Below are 22,980 nucleotides of genomic sequence, written 5' to 3'. Positions count from 1 at the left end.
AGTCCGGGCGCTCGTTCCGGAAAGGCAGCCAGTGGCGACCGCCCGGGGGGCGGTCGTCAGCCCTGAAACGAGGGAAACATTCGAGCGTGGCAGCGCTCTTGGCAGGTGCTGGAAACGGGAGCGATCGAAACACAGCCTCGGCCGGCCGATTTCGCCTGGTAAAGCGCATGGTCGACTTCCTCCAGCAACCTCTTGGACATCTGGTCGCGATACTCGCCCACGCCAGCGGAGAAGCTTACCCGGAGGCGAAATGTGCTCAAGGTACATTGGCGAAGTTGCTTCAGGACACGGTCTATCGTGGTCTGTGCCGAGAAGCGATCGACCCCGGGCAAGATCACCAGGAACTCCTCTCCGCCCCAGCGAACCAGGGTATCGCTCGAACGCAGCGCGCCGATCATGAAGTGGCTGAATTCCGTCAACACCTCGTCGCCAACGGCATGGCCGTAGCGATCGTTGATCTCCTTGAAGTGATCCAGATCGAGCATGGCAATGGCGACCTTTTCGCCATAACGCTGGCTTCGTTCCAGTGTCTGTTCGAGCAGCTCCAGGCCGAAACGGCGGTTGTGCAATCCCGTCAGATCGTCTCGCGTTGCCAGATATTCGAGGCGACGGTTCTTTTCCTGCAGCCGGCGTTCGATATCGCATCGCTCGGTGATATCCACGAGAAAGGCGATCCGCTGGGGGCGGCCCGCTTCGTCGTGGCTGATCGTGTCCTCGATGATGACGGTACGAGATGACCCGTCATGCAGCCGGACCTCCACGGCACGACGTTGTTCCAGTGCCTCGAGGAAGCTGGCTGCGTGCTGCTTCTCGGCAGCCTGATGATGCTGCGAGGGCAAGAGCTTGCGGAAGTGAGCATTGAGCAGCTCGCTTTCCGCATAGCCGAAGAACTCGCAGAAGGCATGATTGACCAGCCGCAGATACCCTTCGAGATCGATGATACACACGCCCATGGGCAAGTTCCCGAGCACCTGGCGTAGATGCGGTTGCGCCTGTGGCAGTAGGCCCGGGGTATCGTCGATAGCGGTGATCTCGCCGATGGCGATGAGCACGTGACGCGTGGCACCCTCGTCGGCTCGTGTTTCCAGCGGAGAAATCTTGAGTTTCAGCGCTTGCAGCGGCTGCGCATGTTGGCGGATGTGAAAGCACTGCCATTGTCTCGAGTTTTCCGACGAGACATTCAGCAATGCCGGATGATCGAGGCCAGCCGCCGGATAGCGATGAGCGTCCAGCCATTGCCAAGGGTCGGCCATGGGGAAGCCATCACCCAGGTGCAACTGACGTTTCGCCGTCTCGTTGGCATCGGCCAGCAGGGGAACGCCGGCATCGAGCCGGTAGATCAGCGCCGCGATATTCAACGTGTCCAGCCCATCCGGCGTGGAAGGACCCTCGGCGGTCTGATGGGATGGCGAATTTTTCGAAGCAACCATAAGCCAGGGTACCGTGATTCGGACGGTGGAAGGAGTTGCCAGTCGTATCGCGGTCGTCAGTGTTCGCCACGAACCAGCGCGAAGCGCGATTCGGGGCAAACCGGTAGTTGTCCTGCGGCCGGTCTGGCAAACCAGTATCCCTGCTGTCTGGCAATACCGTGGCGGTAGAGCCAACGAGCTTCTTCTAGTTTTTCTATACCTTCGGCGATCAGAGTGATGTCCAGCTGATGCGCCAGGGTAATGATGTGTTCCAGAATTCTTTGCTGGCGGGGGGACTGGTGGATATCGCTGACCAGATGGCGATCGATTTTCAGCACGTCTGGCGAGATGTCGACCAGCAGGTCCAGATTGGCGTATCCGGTGCCGAAATCATCCAGCGCCGTCTTCATCCCCATCTCGTGATAACTGGTCACGATGTTCTGCAGATGGCATCGATCCTTGACGCTTTCGGATTCGGTGATTTCGAAGCAGAGCCGGCTTGTCGGCCAGCCGACACGCCTGGCTGTATCAAGCGTGGCCTGGATGCATGCCTGCGGTTCGTAGACCGCGTTGGGCAGGAAGTTGATCGAGAGCATCCCCTCGGCCCCAAGATCGTGGGCCATTTCGATCGCCTTGACCCGGCAAGCCTGATCGAAGCGGTAGAGGTTGGCGTCGTCGACCCGTGCCAGCACCGAACCGGCGGATTCCCCGCCGCTTCCCCTGACCAGCGCTTCGTAGCCATAGATTCGACTCTCGTCGATGTTCACCAGTGGCTGAAATGCCATGGTGAATTCGAAATCCAGCGGTACGTCGCAGCGACCGCAAACGTTCTCGTGTCTGGCACAGCCCGGCATTGTGTCCTCCTTGACGACATGCACGGTAATGATTGTTTTCTGCTCGAATTGAAATGCGTTCGTCAGCATTTCTGCAAGTTAACTAAGCTTAGAATATATGACTACGATCGAATAGCACCGATTTAGCAGAAAAGTGTGAATCGCGCTATCCAATGCGTCGCCGATTACCGACGTCGCGAAAATCCGCTATCAGCTCGCCGGAGTCCATGAAACCTTCCTCAAAACCTTCTTCAAGGCCATCTTCAAGCACCCTGATTTGTCTGATAGCGATCGCTGTTGGTGTCGCTTTCGACAAGGGAGTCTGGCAGATCCCGCGGGAGTGGAACCCGTTCGCGCCGCTGGTCGTGAGCGATCCCGTGACGCCGGTCACGCGCTGGAAGCTGAAAGCGCTATCCGGGGATCGGGAGGCGTGTCTTGCGGCGTTGAAGACGGCGACGGATATCGATTACACCCCGTTGGGGGATTACACCGCGGCGGCCGGTTGCCCGCTCGAGAACGTGGTTCGGCTCTCGAGCACGCAGGTCGCGTTCAGTTCGAGCTTCGTGGCCAGTTGCCCGCTGGCGCTGGCCTGGACCATGTACGAACGACACGAACTGCAGCCGTTGGCTCGGCAGATCTTCGGCGAGGGTGTTTCCCGCGTGCAGCATTACGGCTCTTTCGCATGCCGCAATATCTACCATCGGGAGAACGCCAGACGCAGCGAGCATGCCACGGCGTCGGCACTCGATGTCGCGGCCTTCCGGCTCGAGGATGGGCGTCGGATCAGCGTACTCGAGGACTGGGGGGACGGGGGCGAACGTGGTCGGTTTCTCGAAGCGGCTCAGGCGGGTGCCTGTCACTATTTCGGTACCACTCTGGGGCCGAACTACAATGCCGCGCACGCCAATCACTTTCATCTCGGCATGCGCGGCGTTTCGTTCTGCCGCTAGGCTGAAACAAGTCAGGGAAGTCGCAGCGGCGGCTCAGTCGTCGAGGTCGACATCGTCTTCGTCGGTTGCCGCGCCCGTGGCTGCACCGACACCGCCGCCGATCACGGCACCCTGAGTGACGTCGCCTCCGGTCGCAGCCGCCGCGCCCGCGCCGACGGCGGCACCAACGCCCGCGCCGCTGGCCGCACGCTCGCCGGTCGAGGTTCCGCATGCGGAAAGGCCGAGGGCGAGAAGCAGGGTCAAAAACGTCATCCTTAACATAAGTTATCTCATATCAAGTGTGGTTACAGGCTAGAAACAAACCTGGCACGCTGCAACTCGGGAGCGGGAGCCATCGAATCCAGGCGTATACATCGAAAGTCGACTGTCCCTGTAAATATGATGTATGACAATTTAGCGCCTGATCGTCGACTGCATCGCCTTTTCAGGTCGAGTCGGCACCCTCGATATCCTTGACGTTCCCGGAGAACGCCGATGCCCTCGGACCCGATTGCAGTGCGGTATTCACACGCCATGCTCCCGCTCGACCCGCCGATCCATGTTGCCAGGGTCACGGCTGCGCATCAGACATCGAGAAGGGTGGTGTCATGAGCGCGATGGAGCCCCAGCCCCGTTTTCGAAATGCGGTGAATTCGAACCTCGGCATTTCCTGGTTCGAGCGCTGGTGGTTTCGCCGACGTCTGCGACACATCCTCTGCCTGGCGGATTTCGAGCGTTTCGCGAGGCGGGTGCTGCCCAAGCCCATCTTCGGTTACGTGGCCGGTGCGGCGGAAACCAATGCCTCCTACGATGACAATTTTCGGGCCTTTCGCGAGATCGGGTTCGTGCATCGCTCGCTGGTCAATGTCAGCGGGCGGACGACCAGAACCTCGCTGATGGGGCGCGAACATGCCCTGCCGTTCGGCATCGCACCGATGGGCGTCAGCGCGTTGACCGCCTACCGTGGCGACATTCGCCTGGCCAGCGCTGCCCGGCGGGCCGGTATTCCCATGGTCATCAGCGCCTCCGGACTGATCGCGCTGGAGACGATTGCCGAGGTCAATCCCGATGTCTGGTACCAGGCTTACATGCCACCCGATCCGGCATCCATTCATGCCCTGGTGGCGCGTGTGGCTCGTGCCGGAATCCAGACGCTGGTGGTGACGGTCGACTCCGCCGTGGTGCCGAGCCGTGAAAACAACGTGCGCACCGGGTACAAGACGCCGATTCGCCCCGACCTTCGCCTGCTGTGGCAAGGCGCAACGCATCCCGAATGGGCGCTGTGTACCTTCCTGCGCACGATCCGTCGTCACGGCATGCCGCATTTCGAGCATGTCGGTGCGGAGCGCGGCGTTGCCCTCGTCGCCAAGAACGTCGAGCGGGACTTTTCCGGCCGGGAGCATCTCGATTGGGAGGACATCCGCCGCATTCGTGAGCAGTGGGGCGGCAAGCTGGTGCTGAAAGGCATCATGGCCGTGGAGGATGCGCGCAAGGCCGAGTCCCTGGGTGTCGATGGCATCATCGTTTCCAACCACGGCGGGCGGCAACTGGACGGTGATGTCTCGCCGCTGCGTGTGCTGCCCGATATCGCCGCGGCCGTGAGTCTCGACGTGATGGTCGACAGCGGCTTTCGGCGCGGCTCCGATGTGCTGAAAGCGCTGGCGCTGGGGGCGAAGTTCGTGTTCGTCGGCCGCCCGTTCAACTATGCCGCGGCGGTGGCGGGAGAAGCCGGGGTCGATCATGCCATTTCGCTTCTCGCGACCGAGGTGCACCGTAACCTGGGGATGCTGGGCATCAACTCGCTGGAAGAGATGACCGCCGACCGGCTCTATCCGCTCCCTCGGATATCCTGAGCCGTCAATGCGCCTGGGCGCTATGGGTCGTCACCGCGCCCGATCATGACAAAAGCCGCGAGGGCACTTAAGGTTATCGGTGAATCGTCGGCGTGCGCCGGAGCCGTTTGCGATGGCGCGCCCGTACGGGGATCAATACCTGTTTCACTATCGATGAGGAGTGGCCCATGCGTTTGACCATCAAGGGTATCGAGGAAGGCAAGCCGATTCCGGCGCAGTTCGCTTTCGCCGTACCCGATCCCGAGCAGCACATGCGCCTGAGCGACAACCGCAACCCGGAAGTGCGCTGGCTGGACGCGCCGCAAGGCACGCAGAGCTTCGTGCTGCTAGTGACCGATCCCGATGTGCCGGGCGTGGCGGACGACGTCAATCAGGAAGGCAAGACACTCCCCGCGGACCTGCCGCGCGTCGATTTCTACCATTGGGTACTGGTGGATATTCCCGTCGAGGTCAACCTGATCGAGGAAGGCGAGATGGCCGACGGCGTGGTCCCCAAGGGCAAGACGCCTGGGCAGACCGCCAAGGGCATCAGCGGAATCAACGGCTACACCGGGTTTCTGGCCGGCGACCCGGACATGGCCGGCGTCTACGGCGGCTACGATGGGCCTTGCCCGCCCTGGAACGATGAAATCGTCCATCGCTATACCTTCAGCGTGTTCGCGCTGGATATTCCCACGCTGGGTCTGTCGGGAGAATTTACCGGCGAGCAGGTTCGCGAGGCGATGGCGGGTCACGTGCTGGCGGAATCCAGCATCACCGGAACCTATACCCTCAACCCGGACCTGCGCTGATCCTCATGACGGCGCCAGGCCATGAGGCGAAGCGGCGCCGCGCGATTCGCCTGCAACAGTGCGATGGTTGCCATGGAGAATGATTCTCGCGGTGTCCGTCGAACCGGCATCGGCATGATGGTGCTGTTCTGGATTCTGCTGCTGTTGCTGGCGGGTTGGTGGTTCCGTGGCGTGGAACAGCGGCGCAGCCAGCCCAATGCCGAGTTGGCCGGCGCCGTTTCCGTCGGGCAGGCCCCGGTCACGCTGGAGCGCAACGCCTACGGCCACTTCGTCGCGCCGGGCGAGATCGACGGCCAGAACGTGACCTTCTTGATCGATACCGGCGCTACCTACGTTTCCCTCTCTCGGTCGCTTGCCGAATCCCTCGGGCTCGAGCCGGGGCGCGAGGTCACGTTCACTACCGCCAATGGCCGCGTCGATGGCCATCTGACGACGCTCGACAGCGTCAGGCTGGGTGGCTTGCAGGTCCGCCGTGTGCCGGGATCGATCCATGCCGGTATCGATGACGACGTCGTGCTGCTGGGCATGAGCTTCCTGGGGCGCTTCGATATCCAGATACGCGGTGACCGGATGATCCTCGGCCCGCCTGACGGGTAAACGGATAAGTTGAACCATACTGGGTCAACGTGAGGCCTCGCCGGCAGGCGAGGCTGAACCGGAAGCGTGGCGATATCGACAGGCATCACCGTTCTGCACCAGTATCGACATAGGAAAGCGGCGCGGGATAATCGCCGTCCGGTTTCAGTTCGTCGGGAAACAATGGGCTGACCTGATAGCATCTCTTGCGTTGCGGCCGGTGATTGACAGTCAGGGAGAGAATCGATGGTGGCAGGGAATCTTCGGGTGGGTGTGTTGGCGCTGATGATGCTGGCGTTGGCAGGTTGCGAAAGTCTATCGACGGGATCGTTTCAGATGCCCGATATCTTCGATCGCTCCGGCAGCGATGAGGCCGTGGTGAAACGCCAGATTCCCTTCCCTGCCGAGGAGTATGCCCGGCTCGAAAAGCGCGGGACCTCGGCCGTCCAGGGGCGGTTGACCTATAGAACGTCGGATGGGCAGACGCTCGTGGGTTCCGATGAGACGGTTTCGGTGGCGCCAGCGACGCGCTATGCGGCCGAAGCCGCCGAGGTGGCGCTTTCGGGACGCAAGATCGAACCGGCCGACTCCCGTGCTCGTGAATATACGCACTACGCCAAGACTGACGACAATGGCTATTTCGTCGTCAGAGGCATACCTGCAGGCGTGTTCTACGTTGCCGGCAGCGTGCTGCTTCCCGGTGGCAAATCACGCAGTCCGATCATCATCAAGCAGATCGAACTCGGCAAGGGGCAGACGCGGGACGTGGACTTGAGCCGCTGAGTTCAGGATAGAGTCGGTGAGCGCCAGCAACGCCTGGCGCCTCGAGATGGCTTGCCAAAGCGCTACTGACATTGTCGTTTTTGTAAGCCAACCTTATCGGTCTCTTGTCTGAATTTATCCATTAACCGCGTAGTCCATTGCCGATACCGGGTTACAAAGGGAACAATTCGGGTATGATGCTGTTTAATCCGCTAGGCTCTCTTCAGGCATAGCTGATTATCTAAGACATTAGCGCAGTAACGGTGAATTATATCTGCCTGGCTCTTGAAGCCGCTTGATGCCGTTAGCTGCCAATAATAAATCAAGACCGTGGTATGCAGGGTTTCGAGGCCAACTCAAAGGGATGGATGACAGCTTGGACAGCACTGCACATCAAGATCGCGTATTGATTATCGAAGACGACGAACGTCTGGCGCATCTGACACGCGAATATCTGGAGGCCAACGGCTTCCAGGTCGAGCTCGAGCACGATGGTGCCCACGGGGTGGAACGCATCATCGAGGAGCAGCCGGACATGGTAATCCTCGATTTGATGCTGCCGGGTGAGGATGGATTGTCGATCTGCCGTCGGGCACGACCGCATTATGCCGGCCCCATTCTGATGTTGACGGCACGGACCGACGACATGGATCAGGTTCTGGGCCTGGAAATGGGTGCCGACGATTACGTTCCCAAGCCGGTTCAGCCACGAGTGCTGCTGGCGCGCATGCGCGCGTTGATGCGTCGCGCCGATAGCCTAGTTTCCTCGAGCGGGGCGACGCGCCTGACGTTCGACAACCTGGTCATCGACAGCGCCACTCGCGAGGCGTGGCTGGAAGAGGAGCGTATCGACCTCACCAGCGCGGAATTCGACCTGCTCTGGCTACTGGCCGACAGCGCAGGCCGGGTGTTGACGCGTGAAGAGATCTTCTCCCAATTGCGTGGAATCAAATACGACGGGCAGGATCGTTCCATCGATGTGCGCGTTTCGCGCATTCGCCCCAAGATCGGCGACGATCCCAACCACCCTCATCGCATCAAGACCGTACGGAGCAAAGGGTATCTGTTCGTGAGAGACAGTTGAGGGAGAGCGGCGATCGCGGTCGCCGTCTCCCCCTGCTACTTGCCCGACATTGCCCGCGAGATCCAACATGCGTCGTTCCTTTACCGACAGCACCTTCCTGCGATTCTACGTGTCGCTGCTGGCGGCGTTGGTCATTACCTTTGCGCTGGTACTGTTCGGCTTCCTGGTCGTCGACAAGGTGCGTCAGGAGCACTACCGGGAAAATCTCGTCAGCGGCCCGCTGGCACTGCTTTCCGATCTCGTCTCCCGCCAGCCGTTGGCGCAGCGCGATGACTGGCTGGCGTCGATGGCGTCGACACTGGGCATGCCGTTGGGATTGTTCCAGCTCGATGACCTGTCGCTGAATTACTTCGAGCGGGCGCGACTGCGTGAGAACCGGCCGGTGATCGAATCCATCGATGATGGCTGGCGCTCGCTGTACCAGCTGCCTAACTCCAGTTGGGTGCTGGCGGCGCGGATCAACAGTCTCAACGAGATGCAGCTTCGTGGTATCACCGAAGTGCTGCGTAGCTGGTTGAGCGGCGAAGAGGAGGAGATTCAGGCTCGCCGGCTGGCGCGCGTCCAACAGCAGTTCCATATGCCGGTTGGTCTCTATACTTCGCCGCCGACGGATGTCGATCCTATCCAGGCGACGCGTCTCGACGCCGGCGAAGTGGTGGTGCGTCTCGAAACGGGGCTGAGTGCGCTCTACATTCACGCCCGGGTCGGGCCGGATCGCTGGTTGCGAATCGGCCCGCTGCCCAGTTTCGAGTCGATGCCGCTGTCGCTGGCGCTGGCCCTGCTGATCATGGTGCTGACGACGCTGGCCGGCGCCATCTATCTCATCGTGTGGGGCGTCGAAGGCCGGGTGGGGCGGCTCGAACGGGCCGCGACGCGCATCGCGGCAGGTCATCTCAACTCGAGAGTGCGGGTCGACAGCAACGACTTCATCGGTCGTCTGGGCATGGCGCTCAACGGCATGGCGGCACAGGTCCAGACGCTGCTGCGCAGCCAGCAGGAGATGATTCGGGCCGTCTCCCACGAGCTGCGTACGCCGGTGGCACGCATTCGCTTTGCGGTACAGATGCTGGAAGATCTCAGCAAGGACGAGGTTGCGCAGCGCCAACTGGCGGGGATCGATGAGGATATAGCCGAACTCGACCGGCTGATCGATGAAATCCTCACCTACGCCAAGCTCGACAGCGAGAATGCCCAAGGCGTGACGCTGCAGACGGAAAGCCTGGAGTGTCGCGCGCTCGCCTGGCGAGTACTGGAGACGTTGAGCCCGCTGCACCCGCACCTCGAACTGCGCGTTGCCGATGGCGAAGAGCTCGAGGTGGAAGCGGAGCCGCGCTATCTGCAGCGGGCGGTCCAGAACCTGGTCGCCAATGCCTGCCGGCATGCGGAGCATCAGGTCGTGGTGAAGGTCCATCGCGAACCCCGAGCCGTGCGCATCGATGTCGAAGACGATGGCCCCGGGGTGCCGGAAGAGAAGCGCATCGCCATCTTCAAGCCGTTCGCCCGGCTGGACGACAGTCGCACCCGACGCTCGGGCGGCTACGGTCTGGGGCTTTCCATCGTCCAGAAGATCATGGCCTGGCACGGCGGCAATGTCGTGGTCGATCGCAGCGAGAGCCTGGGCGGCGCTCGCTTCAGCCTGCTGCTGCCGCTACACGGCCGGGAGGCGATTCGGCCGCTGACATTCGACGAAGAGACGGTCTGACGACCCTTCGCGGTTGCCCCATTCGCGGCTTCGGTAAGCGCCCGATCGTCAGGCGTCGTCCGGCGTGCCGGCTGGCTTGACGCCACTGAGCACCGCAAACGACGTGTCTCTTGCGGTGCGGATGAAGTCCTCCATCCACGGCAGTTCCAGATTGTCCTCCCGCACTGCCGCGTAGAGCGTGCTCCACACCCCGTCCTTGCCCAGCGGCAGCGCCTTGACGTAATCCCGCTCCAGATACTCCGTCAGCGCCCAGTTGGGCAGGGCGCACACTCCGCGGCCACTCGCCACCAGCTGCATCATCATCACCGTGAGTTCGGCGCTGCGGATCTCCTGCGGGCGTACGCCGGCAGGATCGAGAAACTGGGTGAAGACATCCAGACGGGCGTGCTCCACCGGATAGACGATGAGCGTTTCCGTGGCGAGATCCGAAGGCTCGACCCAGCTTCGGGTCGCCAGCGCGTGCTGCTTGGAAACGGCGAGCAGGCCTTCGTAGCGGAACAGGGGGGCGTAGTGCACGCCCGGCAGCGGCTCAGGGTTGTCCGTGATGACCAGATCGAGCGCTTCGCGCGTCAGCCCCGGCAGCAGATCGAAATTCTGGCCGCTGGGAATATCGACTTCCACCTCCGGCCAGTGGTCGCGGAAATGGTCGATCGTCGGCATCAGCCACTGGAAGCAGCTGTGGCACTCGATCGCCATGTGCAGGCGACCCTGTTCGTGGCCGGCCAGCCGTGCCAGATCGCATTCCGCCAGACGCAGCTGGGGCAGCACCTGTTCGGCCAGGGTCAGCAGCCGTTCCCCGGCGCGGGTGAACGATACCGGACGCGTCTTGCGGGCAAACAATGGCATGCCGAGCCGCGACTCGAGATCCTTGATCTGGTGCGATAGCGCCGACTGGGTCAGGTGAACGCGCTCCGCCGCTTCGACCAGCGAGCCGGTGTCACGCAGAGCGATCAACGTGCGGAGATGGCGAAGTTCGAGCATGTGATGAACTGTGCTCACGTTGAGGATTAGATAAACGCGTTTGATTCAAGGTGCGTTGCCGGAGAGACTGCCCGCCAAGCCATGATCTTCTCCATTCTAACCGTTAACTCCGAGAGACCCCACAAATGACCACCCTGGTGCACACTCTGGGCTATCCGCGCATCGGCGCGCATCGCGAATTGAAGAAAGCCGTCGAAGCCTACTGGAAGGGCGAGCTGGACCGAGACGGACTCGAAAAGGAAGGCGCGCGACTGCGCAAGGCGCACTGGCAGGACCAGATCGACGCCGGCCTGGGTGTCGTCACCGTCGGTGACTTCGCTTTCTACGATCAGGTGCTCAACGTTTCCGTGCTGATGGGGGCGGTGCCGCCACGCTTCGGCAGCGTCGAAGGGGAGGTCGATCTCGACACCAGTTTCCGCATGGCACGGGGCCGCGCTCCCTCCGGCGAGCCGGCGCCGGCCTGCGAGATGACCAAGTATTTCGACACCAATTATCACTATCTGGTGCCGGAGTTGTACGAAGGGCAGACGTTCCGGATTGCCAGCAAGCGGCTGTTCGAGGAAGTGGCCGAAGCCAAGGCGCAAGGGCATCCGGTCAAGGTGGCGCTGACCGGCCCTGTCACCTGGCTGTGGCTGGCCAAGTCCAAGAGCGAGGGGCTCGAACGCCTTTCGTTGCTCGACGATCTGGTCGCGACCTATGGCCAGATTCTGGCTCGGCTCGCCGACGCCGGCGTCGAATGGGTGCAGCTGGACGAGCCGGCGCTGGTCCAGGATCTGCCGGGCGAGTGGCAGCGCGCGTTCGAATCCGCCTACAACCAGCTGCAATCGGCCCCGGTCAAGCTGCTGGTGGCAAGTTACTTCGGCGGCCTCGGTGACAACCTGGGGTTGGCGGTATCGCTGCCGGTCGAGGGGCTGCACGTGGATCTGGTGCGGGCACCGCAGCAGCTCAGGGCCGTGCTCGATCGCCTGTCGCCCTACAAGGTGCTTTCCGTCGGAGCCATCGACGGCCGCAACATCTGGCGCGCCGATCTCGAACGTCTCGCCAGTGAACTCAAGGATGCCAGATCTCGCCTGGGCGACCGGCTGTGGCTGGCTCCGAGCTGTTCGCTGCTCCATGTGCCGGTGGATCTGAACAACGAAACCAAGCTCGATCCGGAGCTGAAAAGCTGGCTGGCGTTCGCGCGTCAGAAGCTGGATGAAGTCGTGACGCTTGCCCATGTGCTCGACGGCGCGGAAACGGCGGCGGATCGTCAGCGCGTCGAGGATGCCAGTCGCGCCCTGGCGGCGCGGCGCGAGTCACAGCGCATTCACAAGCCGCAGGTTGCCGAGCGTCTATCGAAGGTCGGCGATGCCGACACGCGTCGAGCCAGCGTCTATACGGTTCGGGCCGCGGCACAGCGTGAGCGACTGAATCTGCCGCTGTTCCCGACGACCACGATCGGCTCCTTCCCGCAGACGCAGGAAATCCGTGCGGCCCGCCGCGACTTCAAGCGGGGCGAGCTGGACGCGGCGGATTACGAAGCCCGCATGCGCGAAGAGATCGCGCTGGTGGTCGAACGCCAGCAACAGCTGGGACTCGATGTGCCGGTGCATGGCGAGGCCGAGCGTAACGACATGGTCGAGTATTTCGGCGAGCAGCTCGACGGTTTCGCCTTCACCCAGAACGGGTGGGTACAGAGCTACGGCTCCCGCTGCGTCAAGCCGCCGATGATCTTCGGTGACGTGACGCGGCCTGAAGCGATGACGGTGCGCTGGAGCGAGTACGCCCAGTCGCTGACCGACAAGCCCATGAAAGGCATGCTCACCGGGCCGGTGACGATCCTGCAGTGGTCCTTCGTGCGTGACGATCAGCCGCGAGCCACCACCTGCCGACAGATCGCGCTGGCGCTGCGTGACGAGGTCGCCGATCTCGAGCGCGCCGGTATTGCCATCATCCAGATCGACGAACCGGCGCTGCGGGAAGGGCTGCCGTTGCGCCAGGCCGAATGGCAGGCATATCTCGACTGGGCGGTGGAGTGCTTCCAGCTGAGCGCTGCCGTGGTGGCCGACGAGACGCAGATCCACACCCACATGTGCTATGCGGAGTTCAACGACATCATCGGCGCTATCGCCGCCATGGATGCCGATGTCATCACCATCGAGACCTCGCGTTCCGGCATGGAACTGCTGGACGCCTTCCAGCACTTCGGTGATTCCAGCAAAATCGGGCCCAACGAGATCGGGCCGGGCGTCTACGACATCCACTCGCCGAACATTCCCGAGCGTGCCTGGATGGTCGATCTGATGGTCAAGGCCGCGGAAAAGATCCCGGCCGAGCGGCTCTGGGTCAATCCGGACTGCGGTCTCAAGACGCGGGGCTGGGCCGAAGTGGAGCCGGCACTGGCCAACATGGTCGAGGCGGCGCGCGAGTTGCGCAAGCGCTATACGTGAAGCGATTTTCCAACGATGAACGGACTGTGTTCGGGTCCGCCGCCGGGTCTGGCCAGCCGCTGGGTTTGGCCCATCGATGACGCTGACATGTTAGGCTGAGCGTTGCGCCGCGAGACGATCTCGCGGCGCTTTTTTGTGACCTGCCATCCCTGGCGGTCACCCTCCGGGCCGTCGCTGCGCGACGTCAAAAATCGCTCCCGGCGATTTTTTGTGACGGCTATCCGTGTCCAGACACCTCTCGGGAACCTTGCTCATGTCCAAAGCGCTTCAGGCTGGCAAAGACCGCCGCGCCCTCTATCGTCATCGTTCATCGGTTCGCTGGCTGACGCTGTCGGCCGGCATGCTCATGCTCGCGGGTTGCGCCAGCGGCGGGCATCAAAACGTGTCTTCCACCGCGCCGCCGTCAGGGCTGGATACGCTCAAGTCACCGCTGATGCCAAGCGCCTTCTTTGCCGATGGAGGGGAAACCTTTACCGCCTGGCGCTGCACGCCGTCGCAGGATCTGGTGACGACCACGCCCGACGATCGGCGGCTGCGATTGTGGACGGCGCTGGGGGAAACCGAGCTGCCCAGTGCCGTGGTCGGCACCGGCTCGCGCTACCAGCTCGGGGGCCTATCATTCTGGCGCCAGGGGCGCGATGCCCGCGTCGAGAGCGACAACGGGCGGCTGGTCTGTACCCTGGCCAGTGAGCGCAAGACGACCACGCGGCAGGAACACCCCGAAAGCATTTTCTACGCCAGCGGCAACGAACCGGGCTGGAACCTGTCCCTGGATCGCAACAGCCACTCGCTGACGCTGGTGTCCGACTACGGCCAGGCCGAGGATACCTTCGACTACCGGGTCGCCTCGGTGCAGAACGGTAGCGAGGCACGCATGGTGCTGGTCAGCGACAGCGGACGATACCCCATGGAGCTGGATCTGCGAGCCGGCGCCTGCTTCGATGACATGAGTGGCAAACCGTGGCCGGTCAAGGTGACGCTGCGCTATGGCGACCGGGAGTTCCACGGTTGCGGACAAGGCGTCGAAGCCAGCCGTTGATGGCAGATGGCGGCGGGGCCGTCATGGCGGAGATCGGAAAGAATCGATGCGATCGAACGTTTCATGCCATATTTCGCGGTTTTCATTCCAAAAACCACAATGAATAATGCCTCCCATGTAGCCGTCAGGTAGCGGCATCTCGCTGTAGTGCAACCCACATTGGAGGCAGTTTCATGGCGCAGCGCATTCTTCTCATCACCAGTTCCCTGTTCGGCGAAGGCGGCCAGTCCAGCGCGCTGGCAGCATCCTTCAAGTCGGCTTTGGAAGGCCGTGACGTCGAGCTCGTCGAGCGCAACGTGGTCGAGCAGGCACTGCCGCACCTGACCGGCGCCGAAATGACGAGCTGGATGACCGAGCCCGGCGAACGCAGCGCCGATCAGCAGGCGCTGGCGCGGATCTCCGACGACCTGCTGGCGGAAGTGGTAGCCAGTGACGTGCTGGTGCTGGCCGTGCCGCTCTACAACCTGGGCATCCCTAGCCAGCTCAAGTCCTGGTTCGATCGTATCCTGCGTGCCGGCAAGACCTTCCAGTACACCGCCAACGGGCCGGTGGGGCTGCTCGAGGGCAAGTCCGGTCTGATCCTGGCGGCGCGCGGCGGCATGTACGCCGGCACCGAGATGGACTCCCAGACTCCGCATCTCAAGCACATGCTTCGCCTGATGGGTATTGAGGACGTGCACACGATCTACGCGGAAGGCTTGAATATGGGCGAGGATCGCAAGCAGCAGTCGCTCAAAGAGGCTCAGCAGGCGATCGGTCAGTACGTGGCAAGGCGTTTCTGAACACCTGATGGTCCGGTCGCCATGACGTCGAAGGCCCGATATCGATGATGTCGGGCCTTTTCGTCTGCCTTCCGGAGCGTTCGCCGATGGCGAGATAGGCGGTAGGCCGGTCCACGATTCACCGGACGTCGGTCGTGGTCTACCATAGAATGGTTCAACGTTTTGACGAATCAGGAAGATGTCATGGAATATTTGCACACGATGGTTCGCGTCGCCGATCTCGACGCCTCGCTGCACTTCTACTGCGATCTGCTGGGACTGCAGGAAGTCTCGCGAAAGGAGAGCGAGAAAGGGCGCTTCACGCTGGTGTTTCTGGCAACGCCCAACGATACGCCGCGCGCCAAGGCCGAGCAGTCGCCTATGGTCGAACTGACCTACAACTGGGACCCGGAAGAGTACACCGGGGGGCGCAACTTCGGCCATCTGGCCTATCGGGTCGATGATATCTACGCGCTGTGCGAGAAGTTGCAGGCGGGTGGCGTCACCGTCAATCGTCCGCCGCGAGACGGCCACATGGCCTTCGTGCGTTCGCCGGACGGCATCTCCATCGAACTGCTGCAGAAAGGCGACGCCCTGGCGCCGCAGGAGCCGTGGGCCTCGATGGAAAACACGGGTAGCTGGTAATTGCCGTGAGTCGCTCGAGTCGTCTCTTCTGCGGCTGGTTGCTGCTGGTGGCGATCGCTGCCAGCAGCGGCATTCTGGCGCCGCCCGGCGAGTGGTACGCCGCGCTTGCCAAACCGCCACTGACGCCGCCTGACTGGCTGTTCCCTGTCGCCTGGACGCTGCTGTATCTGATGATGGCCGTGGCGGCCTGGAAGGTGACGCTGGTTGCGCCGCGCGACGAACGCGGAAAGGCGCTGTTGCCTTTCGTGCTGCAACTGATCGCCAACGGCCTCTGGTCGTGGCTGTTCTTCGCAGCCCACTGGATGCTGATCGGCCTGCTCGATCTGCTTCTGCTGTGGGGGTTGATCGTCTGGACGATCGTGACCTTCTCGCGCCATTCACGCCTCGCTGCCGGCTTGCTGTTGCCTTATCTGGTGTGGGCCGGTTTCGCGGCCTATCTGAATGCCGGAGTGCTGGTACTCAACGCGCCATGGAACTGAAGGCCGGCAGCTCGATGGTCGGTCTATTCAGGGCCAGTATTTATCGATGGCCAGGCCCTGTTGATGGCCAGGATCTATCGATGGTCAGAACTATCGGCTAAGAACTATTAGTTAAGGACTATCGGCTAAGAACTCTTGGTTAAGGACTCTTGGCTAAGGACTATTGATGGCTAAGGACAGCGCATGAATCATCAAGCTCAACCCCTGCCGGCCGAGATCGACAAGGCCATGCGCCAGGAAGCCGCCGAACTCGATCGGCTGGATCGCGACGTCTATCGCCAGTTCGATCGCGATCCGCTGGCACCGATCGTCGGCCTCGGGCCCAAAAACGCCAAGCTCGCCGTGTTCGGGCGGGATCCCGGCAAGAAGGAAGTCGAAGTGGGGTTGCCGTTCGTCGGCGCTGGCGGGCAAAAGGTGCGGGAGGCGCTCTATCGTCACCGCCACGGACAACCGCTTCCGGACTTCGAGGCGTCACTGACGGTGGGGGACGACCTGTTCTGGATCAATACCGTTCCCTACAAGCCGGTGGGCAACAAGGCCTGGTCCATGGCCGTAAAGCGCCGCTTCCAGCCATTGGTGGCGGCACTGCTGACTCGACAATGGGACGGTGACCGGGTGATCACGCTGGGGCGAGAGGCGTTTCTCTGGTTTGGTATCGGGCAGTCCCGGGAGGTCCGGGATGCGCTGGAGGCCTTCTGGTCGCGAGAGGACCGCTTCACGGCGACGCATGTCACCCAACTGACTCTGGACGATGGGGAGACCAAGCGCTTCGTTCTCGCGCCGTTGCCTCATCCTTCGCCGCTCAACCAGCGCTGGTTCAAGCGCTTTCCCGAGTTGCTGGCTCAGCGGCTGGCGGATTTGAAGATCGGATGAGGTTGCCCTGCGCTACCCGTCAGTCGGGTCTGGCTGCCATGCGCCCGCTTCCCAGGAACATGATCGCCAGTGCACCGAACAGGAACATGCCCTGCAGTTCCAGCGTCCAGCCGCCCTGGCTGTTGAGAGTCCACAGTTGGGAGGTATGGACGAGAATCAGCGCCACGACCATGTTGACTGCCATCAATAGCCCGCCAATTCTTGCCTGCCAACCGACGATAGCCATCAGCGGCGCGACGATCTCGCCAATCAGCACGCCATAGGCGACGAACGACGGCAGGCCCATCCCCGCCAGTTGCTGGGCAATGCCGTTGAGACTCGTGGGGTCCATCAGCTTGCTGATGCCGTGAAGCAGGATCAGAGCACCGACACACAGTCGTAGCAGCAGTTTGCCCAGATCGTCGTTGTGCAGAAAACGCATAGGAAATTTCCGTATTAGCCAAGTCCAGTGCCGTGTCGGCGCGTCTAGGCTACCAGAACTCGTCCTGATTCACGGCTATAGGAAATGGTTAGCGAATTGTAAGACCTGGACTACAATGTTGTACGTGATTTTGACAATGTTAATTTTTGTCAAAAGCAGTGATACTCGGCCACTCTCTTCCCGGTACTGTGTCAGCCCGCAGCTTGGGTGATTGGCGTTTCGACCAAGCCAGGCCTACGAAGAGCCCCTGCAAAAAACGGGTCATACCCAAGCACAATAATGAGTCGCCAATGCGCAGCTTGTTTCTTTCTATCCGGCAGAAAGGTACCGAGTTCTGGCGGAAATGTACCGAGGCGCCTGATTCTCTCCCGGCAGAGCGTCGGCGTAGCTTCGAGATCATGGCTGAAATCTATCTGCTCGCTTTCTGTCTGCAACTGGCAGTAGCGCCTGTGTTGTATCTGGTCGATCGTCCGCTGCTAGGTGGGCTCAATCTACTCTGTCTGGCAGGTTATGTGGTAGCCCTTGTATTGCATCGTCGGCTCTTCGTGGCCACGGCGTTGACGATCAAGCTATCTACCTTCCTGATCTTCGTCATCATCGGGATCGCCATCACCGCTGACTCATCCAGCTTGATCTACTATCTGCTGTTCGCCGAAGTCGAGCTGATGCTTGCTGATCTCAGAAGACGCACCAAGATCTTGGCTACCGGCTGTTTGATTGCGCTATCTTTTGGCGTACTCCGTCTGCCTCCGCTGTACGGCACGGACGCGACGTTATCGACGGTCGATGTGCTGCTCTCCGATTTGGGGCTGGGGCTGGTCTTCGTCATGCTGTGCGTAGTGATCCTGCGTATGTTGGCGATCACCGATCGCCATGAATATCGCTATCGACGTGATGCCATGCATGATTCCCTGACTCGCGTGCTCAATCGCCGCGCCATCTTCGAGCGTGCCTCGTTCTGCTGGAGAGCCCAGCGTGATTTCGTCGTCGTGCTGGTGGACGCCGATCACTTCAAGAACATCAACGACAATCACGGCCACACTGCGGGTGACGCCGTGCTTCGTCACTTGGCTCGTCTGCTGCGGCAGTCGCTACGTGATGAAGATAGCGTTGGGCGAGTCGGAGGCGAAGAGTTCCTGTTGCTATTGCCCGATACGAGCAAGCACGATGCCATCGCGGCAGTCACGCGGATCCGCAAACGGCTGGCGCTTCATCCTTGTCGGTTCGATGATATCAATCTGCCGGTGACACTCTCGATGGGCATCGCGACGTCGAACGAGGAGTCACAGCTGCAAGATCTGATCGAATTGGCCGATCGCCGGCTCTATGCCGCCAAGGACACGGGACGCGACCGAATGGTGACCGAAGGGTGCACGGACAAGACGGCATCGGATAATGCGGAGCGTCTGGTGCAAGGGGTCGAGCGCGCGCTGGAAACTGGCGATGCCTGAGCGATTCGACGGGTCGGTTAACTGACCGGATTCAACGAGCGATGGGCAGGCGCTGTAGCCCTCGCTGAACCAGCGCCGTCATGCCGGCTGCGAGCGGCGTGCAAAGAATCCACGGTAGCGCGAGCAGGGCGATGCTCAGCGCGCCCATATAGACGTCGCTGAACCAGTGCGCGCCGACCATGATCCGGGGTGCGCTCAGCAGTAGCACGAAGGCACCGCTCCAGGCGGCGGTGCGGCGATCGGCAAAGCGCAGCATGAATCCGGCGAAGATCATCAACATCAGCCCATGGTCGCCGGGGAAACTGTTCGACGCCGAATCCTTGGTGGGTATCGAGACGATATCCGTCAGGCGAGCGGCGTGCGCGAAGAATCGTGTCGGGCTGGGGTGCCCATAGGTAATGGCCTTGTTGGTCACGATCGCGATGACGCCGGCGGTCAGCAGCATCGTCACGCCGATGCTGAACCAGCGACGCAGGCGGTCAGGATGCGGATCCCGACGCATGGCGATGGTGAACAACACCCCCATGACGCCGAACGAGGCGGCGTCGAAGAAGCGCGTGTTGAGCAGCGCCAGCAGATCGTCCCAAAGCCCGTTTTCCGGCGTGATCCACTGGTTGAAGGCCCAGAAGATCCTGTCGTCCAGGTCGGTCCAGGGTAGCCCGTGGGGCAGCGCCCAACTGAGCAGCAAGAGCAGGCCGGTCACATTGAGCCCTAACAGGCGCTTCCACTGTATGTTCATCGAACGCTCGCAGATAATTCGTTTGCGAGGAGTATAATTTAAGAATCACATAAGGAACAGTGTTCTAAAACTTGCCCGTGAATATCCCGCTATGACGTTTCGCCGCGCCGACTCTGGTCTCGCTAGAATGAAAAAAGCCCTCGATGAACTGTCGAGGGCTCGAGGCGCGGTGGTAGCGACAGGTCAGCCGTCGAGTTCGGCGATCTTGGTCCGCTGCTCGACCAGCACCTGACGCGCCGCCAGATACTCCTTGAGCTTGCCGCGTTCCTTCTCGACGACCGCTTCCGGTGCCTTGGCGGTGAAGCTTTCGTTGCCGAGCTTCTTCTCGATGCCGACGATCAGCTTGTCCTGCTTGTCGATCTCCTTGGCGAGTCGCGCAAGTTCCGCGTCCTTGTCGATCAGATCGGCCATCGGCACCAGCACTTCCATGTCGCCGACCAGTTGCGTCGCCGACAGCGGTGCCTGTGCCGGATCGTCGAGCCAACTGACACTTTGCAGCTTGGCCAGCTTGGAGAGGAACAGGCGGTTGGCCTCGAGGCGGTCGCGATCGCCGGCGTCACCCTTGGTCAGCAGCACATCCAGCGGCTTGCCGGGCGCGATGTTCATCTCGGCGCGGATGTTGCGCACCGCAACGATCACGCCCTTGAGCCATTCGATATCGCGGATCGACTGCTCGTCGATGCGCGATGCATCGGCTTCCGGCCAGGGCTGGTTCATCAGGCTTGCGCTGCCGGCATCCGCCGTTTGCGCAAGCGTGCCGGCCAGCGGCGCGACGCGTTGCCAGATCTCCTCGGAGATGAACGGCATCATCGGATGCGCCAGGCGCAGGATCACCTCCAGCACGCGGACCAGCGTGCGGCGAGTGCCGCGCTTTCTTTTTTCCAGCTCGGCCGCTCCCGACATCCTGTCTCCCGCGGCATTAGTACCTCCCTGTACGTCATCCTCCCACAGCACTGGCTTGGAGAGCTCCAGATACCAGTCGCAATACTCGTTCCAGACGAAGTCGTAGAGCGCCTGGGAAGCGTGATCGAAGCGGTACTCTTCCAGCGCCCTGGTGACCTGGGCTTCGGTCTGCTGCAGGCGCGAAATGATCCAGCGGTCGGCCAGCGACAGCTCGACGGGCTCGCCACCAAGTCCGACATCCTGACCCTCGGCATTCATCAGCACGTAGCGCGAAGCGTTCCACAGCTTGTTGCAGAAGTTGCGGTAACCGTCGAGGCGGCCCATGTCGAACTTGATGTCGCGACCGGTGGTCGCCAGCGACAGGAAGGTGTAACGCAGCGCGTCGGTGCCGTGCGACTCGATGCCGTCAGGAAACTCGCTGCGGGTCGCTTTCTCGATTGCGCGCGCCTTCTGCGGCTGCATCATGTTGCCGGTACGCTTGGCTACCAGCGTTTCCAGGTCGATGCCGTCGATCAGGTCGATCGGGTCGAGCACGTTGCCCTTGGATTTCGACATCTTCTGACCTTGGGCGTCGCGCACCAGACCGTGGACATAGACGGTCTTGAACGGCACTTCGCCAGTGAAGTGGCCGGTCAGCATGATCATGCGCGCGACCCAGAAGAAGATGATGTCGAAACCGGTGACCAGCACGCTGGTGGGGTGGAAGGTCTCGAGTTCCGGTGTCTTCTCGGGCCAGCCAAGAGTGCCGAAGGTCCACAGTCCGGAGCTGAACCAGGTATCGAGCACGTCGTCGTCCTGGGTCAGCGTCACATCGCCGGCAATGTCGTATTTCTCGCGCGCTTCCTGCTCGGTGCGGGCCACGAACACGTTGCCGTCGGCGTCGTACCAGGCCGGAATGCGATGACCCCACCACAGCTGGCGCGAGATGCACCAGTCCTGCAGGTCGCGCATCCAGGCGAAGTACATGTTCTCGTAGTTCTTGGGGACGAACTCGATATCGCCATTCTCGACGGCTTCGATGGCCGGCTTGGCCAGCTTCTCGACGGCGACGAACCACTGGTCGGTCAACAGCGGTTCGATGACGTCACCGGAGCGATCGCCGTAGGGCAGGGTGTTGGTGACCGTCTCGATCTGCTCGAGCAGGCCGGCGGCCTCCATGTCGGCGACGATGCGCTCCCGCGCGACGTAGCGATCCAGGCCGGCATAGGCGGCGGGCAGGGTATCGTCGACATCGGGCAGCCGCCGCCCCTGCAGATCGAACGCTTCGGCGCGTTCGAGAATGGTCGCGTCTTTCGAGAAGACATTGATCAGCGCATGATCGTGGCGCTTGCCGACCTCGTAGTCGTTGAAGTCGTGGGCCGGGGTGATCTTGACGCAGCCCGAGCCCTTTTCCATGTCGGCGTGCTCGTCGGCGATGATCGGAATGCGGCGGCCGACCAGCGGCAGCTCGATGAACTTGCCGATCAGCGACGCATAGCGCGGATCTTCCGGATTGACCGCCACGCCGGTATCGCCCAGCAGTGTTTCCGGGCGGGTGGTGGCGACGACCAGGTAATCCTTGCCGTCGGCGGTCGTGACGCCATCGGCCAGCGGATAGCGGAAGTGCCAGAACTGGCCCTGCTGCTCGCGGTTTTCCACCTCGAGATCGGAGATCGCGGTGTGCAGCGTCGGGTCCCAGTTGACCAGGCGCTTGCCACGATAGATCAGCCCCTCGTCATGCAGGCGCACGAAGACTTCCTGCACTGCCTTGTAGAAGCCATCGTCCATGGTGAAGCGTTCGCGGCTCCAGTCGACACTGGCGCCCATGCGGCGCAGCTGGCGGGTAATGTGCCCGCCGGACTCTTCCTTCCACTCCCAGATCTTGTCGATGAACGCCTCGCGCCCCAGATCGTGGCGCGTCTGGCCGGTTTCCGCAGCCAGCTTGCGCTCCACCAGCATCTGGGTGGCGATGCCGGCGTGGTCGGTGCCGACCTGCCATAGCGTGTTGCCGCCGCGCATGCGCTTCCAACGCACCAGCGTATCCATGATCGTGTCCTGGAACGCGTGACCCATGTGCAGGCTGCCGGTCACGTTGGGCGGCGGAATCATGATCGAGAAGGGCTCGCCTTCTCCGCTCGGCGCGAAGCGGTTGTCGGCTTCCCAGCTTTCATACCAGCGGGTTTCGATCTGATCGGGTTGGTACGTCTTGTCCATGGCGGCTATCGGGCTCGAATCGGTGACGACGACACGCGGCACGGCGAAATGCCGCGTAGCGAAAAATGGCGGGGATTATACCTTGTCGACGGCCATGGAGTCAGGTCGGTATGTTGGATACGAAGGC

21 protein-coding genes are annotated in these 22,980 nt (G+C 61.8%); 14 read left to right on the top strand and 7 right to left on the bottom strand.

What is annotated here, in order from left to right:
* Positions 1-56: 56 nt before the first annotated feature.
* Both R5R73_RS14240 and R5R73_RS14235 read right to left on the bottom strand, forming a co-directional pair.
* The gene (locus tag R5R73_RS14240; RefSeq protein WP_322527865.1) at positions 57-1,430 is read right to left on the bottom strand and encodes a sensor domain-containing diguanylate cyclase; all 1,374 of its coding nucleotides are present in this window, start codon (positions 1,428-1,430) and stop codon (positions 57-59) included.
* Between the two features lie 56 nt (positions 1,431-1,486).
* On the bottom strand, positions 1,487-2,263 hold the full coding sequence (locus R5R73_RS14235; RefSeq protein WP_322527864.1) for an EAL domain-containing protein: 777 nt from the start codon (positions 2,261-2,263) through the stop codon (positions 1,487-1,489).
* A gap of 206 nt (positions 2,264-2,469) precedes the next feature.
* Here R5R73_RS14235 and R5R73_RS14230 point away from each other — a divergent pair, with 206 nt between their 5' ends.
* A complete protein-coding gene (locus R5R73_RS14230; protein ID WP_322527863.1) occupies positions 2,470-3,192 on the top strand; it encodes an extensin family protein in 723 nt (240 codons plus the stop codon).
* 33 nt (positions 3,193-3,225) lie between these two features.
* Here the strand turns inward: R5R73_RS14230 and R5R73_RS14225 are convergent, their stop codons facing one another.
* Positions 3,226-3,444, bottom strand: a complete 219-nt coding sequence (locus R5R73_RS14225; RefSeq protein ID WP_322527862.1) for a hypothetical protein — start codon at positions 3,442-3,444, stop codon at positions 3,226-3,228.
* 335 nt (positions 3,445-3,779) lie between these two features.
* Between R5R73_RS14225 and R5R73_RS14220 the strand changes: the two genes are divergently transcribed.
* The 6 genes from R5R73_RS14220 (at position 3,780) to R5R73_RS14195 (ending at position 9,939) form a co-directional block, all read left to right on the top strand.
* The gene (locus tag R5R73_RS14220) at positions 3,780-5,024 is read left to right on the top strand and encodes an alpha-hydroxy acid oxidase (RefSeq protein WP_256961118.1); all 1,245 of its coding nucleotides are present in this window, start codon (positions 3,780-3,782) and stop codon (positions 5,022-5,024) included.
* Positions 5,025-5,191: 167 nt separating this feature from the next.
* Positions 5,192-5,815 carry a YbhB/YbcL family Raf kinase inhibitor-like protein gene (locus R5R73_RS14215; RefSeq protein WP_087718459.1) on the top strand — a complete coding sequence of 208 codons (624 nt, stop codon included), beginning with the start codon at positions 5,192-5,194 and terminating at the stop codon, positions 5,813-5,815.
* 72 nt (positions 5,816-5,887) lie between these two features.
* Positions 5,888-6,412 (top strand): retropepsin-like aspartic protease family protein, encoded by a 525-nt coding sequence (locus R5R73_RS14210; RefSeq protein WP_087718516.1) that lies wholly within the window; start codon positions 5,888-5,890, stop codon positions 6,410-6,412.
* 225 nt (positions 6,413-6,637) lie between these two features.
* Positions 6,638-7,174, top strand: coding sequence for a carboxypeptidase-like regulatory domain-containing protein (locus R5R73_RS14205; protein ID WP_322527861.1), 537 nt, complete (start codon positions 6,638-6,640; stop codon positions 7,172-7,174).
* Between the two features lie 343 nt (positions 7,175-7,517).
* On the top strand, positions 7,518-8,237 hold the full coding sequence (locus tag R5R73_RS14200) for a response regulator transcription factor (RefSeq protein ID WP_087718461.1): 720 nt from the start codon (positions 7,518-7,520) through the stop codon (positions 8,235-8,237).
* Positions 8,238-8,304: 67 nt separating this feature from the next.
* Entirely contained in the window at positions 8,305-9,939 is a 1,635-nt protein-coding gene (locus R5R73_RS14195; RefSeq protein ID WP_322527860.1) for an ATP-binding protein, read from the top strand.
* Positions 9,940-9,987: 48 nt separating this feature from the next.
* Here R5R73_RS14195 and R5R73_RS14190 read toward each other — a convergent pair whose 3' ends face one another.
* The gene (locus tag R5R73_RS14190) at positions 9,988-10,920 is read right to left on the bottom strand and encodes a LysR family transcriptional regulator (protein WP_322527859.1); all 933 of its coding nucleotides are present in this window, start codon (positions 10,918-10,920) and stop codon (positions 9,988-9,990) included.
* Between the two features lie 125 nt (positions 10,921-11,045).
* On the opposite strand from R5R73_RS14190, the gene metE reads away from it, so the two are divergent.
* The 6 genes from metE (at position 11,046) to R5R73_RS14160 (ending at position 17,146) form a co-directional block, all read left to right on the top strand.
* The gene (metE, locus tag R5R73_RS14185) at positions 11,046-13,349 is read left to right on the top strand and encodes a 5-methyltetrahydropteroyltriglutamate--homocysteine S-methyltransferase (protein WP_322527858.1); all 2,304 of its coding nucleotides are present in this window, start codon (positions 11,046-11,048) and stop codon (positions 13,347-13,349) included.
* A 253-nt stretch (positions 13,350-13,602) separates the two neighbouring features.
* Positions 13,603-14,388 (top strand): C-type lysozyme, inhibitor, encoded by a 786-nt coding sequence (locus tag R5R73_RS14180; protein ID WP_322527857.1) that lies wholly within the window; start codon positions 13,603-13,605, stop codon positions 14,386-14,388.
* A 173-nt stretch (positions 14,389-14,561) separates the two neighbouring features.
* A complete protein-coding gene (locus tag R5R73_RS14175) occupies positions 14,562-15,170 on the top strand; it encodes an FMN-dependent NADH-azoreductase (protein ID WP_322527856.1) in 609 nt (202 codons plus the stop codon).
* Positions 15,171-15,353: 183 nt separating this feature from the next.
* Positions 15,354-15,794 (top strand): VOC family protein, encoded by a 441-nt coding sequence (locus R5R73_RS14170; protein WP_303853595.1) that lies wholly within the window; start codon positions 15,354-15,356, stop codon positions 15,792-15,794.
* Between the two features lie 5 nt (positions 15,795-15,799).
* Positions 15,800-16,273 carry a TspO/MBR family protein gene (locus tag R5R73_RS14165; protein ID WP_322527855.1) on the top strand — a complete coding sequence of 158 codons (474 nt, stop codon included), beginning with the start codon at positions 15,800-15,802 and terminating at the stop codon, positions 16,271-16,273.
* A 183-nt stretch (positions 16,274-16,456) separates the two neighbouring features.
* Entirely contained in the window at positions 16,457-17,146 is a 690-nt protein-coding gene (locus R5R73_RS14160) for a uracil-DNA glycosylase family protein (protein WP_322527854.1), read from the top strand.
* A gap of 19 nt (positions 17,147-17,165) precedes the next feature.
* Here R5R73_RS14160 and R5R73_RS14155 read toward each other — a convergent pair whose 3' ends face one another.
* Positions 17,166-17,567, bottom strand: a complete 402-nt coding sequence (locus R5R73_RS14155; protein WP_071229982.1) for a DoxX family protein — start codon at positions 17,565-17,567, stop codon at positions 17,166-17,168.
* Between the two features lie 146 nt (positions 17,568-17,713).
* On the opposite strand from R5R73_RS14155, the gene R5R73_RS14150 reads away from it, so the two are divergent.
* Positions 17,714-19,018, top strand: a complete 1,305-nt coding sequence (locus tag R5R73_RS14150) for a GGDEF domain-containing protein (RefSeq protein WP_322527853.1) — start codon at positions 17,714-17,716, stop codon at positions 19,016-19,018.
* 31 nt (positions 19,019-19,049) lie between these two features.
* Here the strand turns inward: R5R73_RS14150 and R5R73_RS14145 are convergent, their stop codons facing one another.
* Together R5R73_RS14145 and R5R73_RS14140 are read right to left on the bottom strand one after the other, a co-directional pair.
* Positions 19,050-19,757, bottom strand: a complete 708-nt coding sequence (locus R5R73_RS14145) for a phosphatase PAP2 family protein (protein WP_322527852.1) — start codon at positions 19,755-19,757, stop codon at positions 19,050-19,052.
* A 183-nt stretch (positions 19,758-19,940) separates the two neighbouring features.
* Entirely contained in the window at positions 19,941-22,853 is a 2,913-nt protein-coding gene (locus R5R73_RS14140) for a valine--tRNA ligase (protein WP_322527851.1), read from the bottom strand.
* Between the last annotated feature and the right edge of the window lie 127 nt (positions 22,854-22,980).

This window comes from Salinicola sp. LHM (assembly GCF_034479735.1).
Lineage (GTDB): Bacteria > Pseudomonadota > Gammaproteobacteria > Pseudomonadales > Halomonadaceae > Salinicola > Salinicola salarius.
This window is presented reverse-complemented; position numbering and strand designations above follow the sequence as displayed.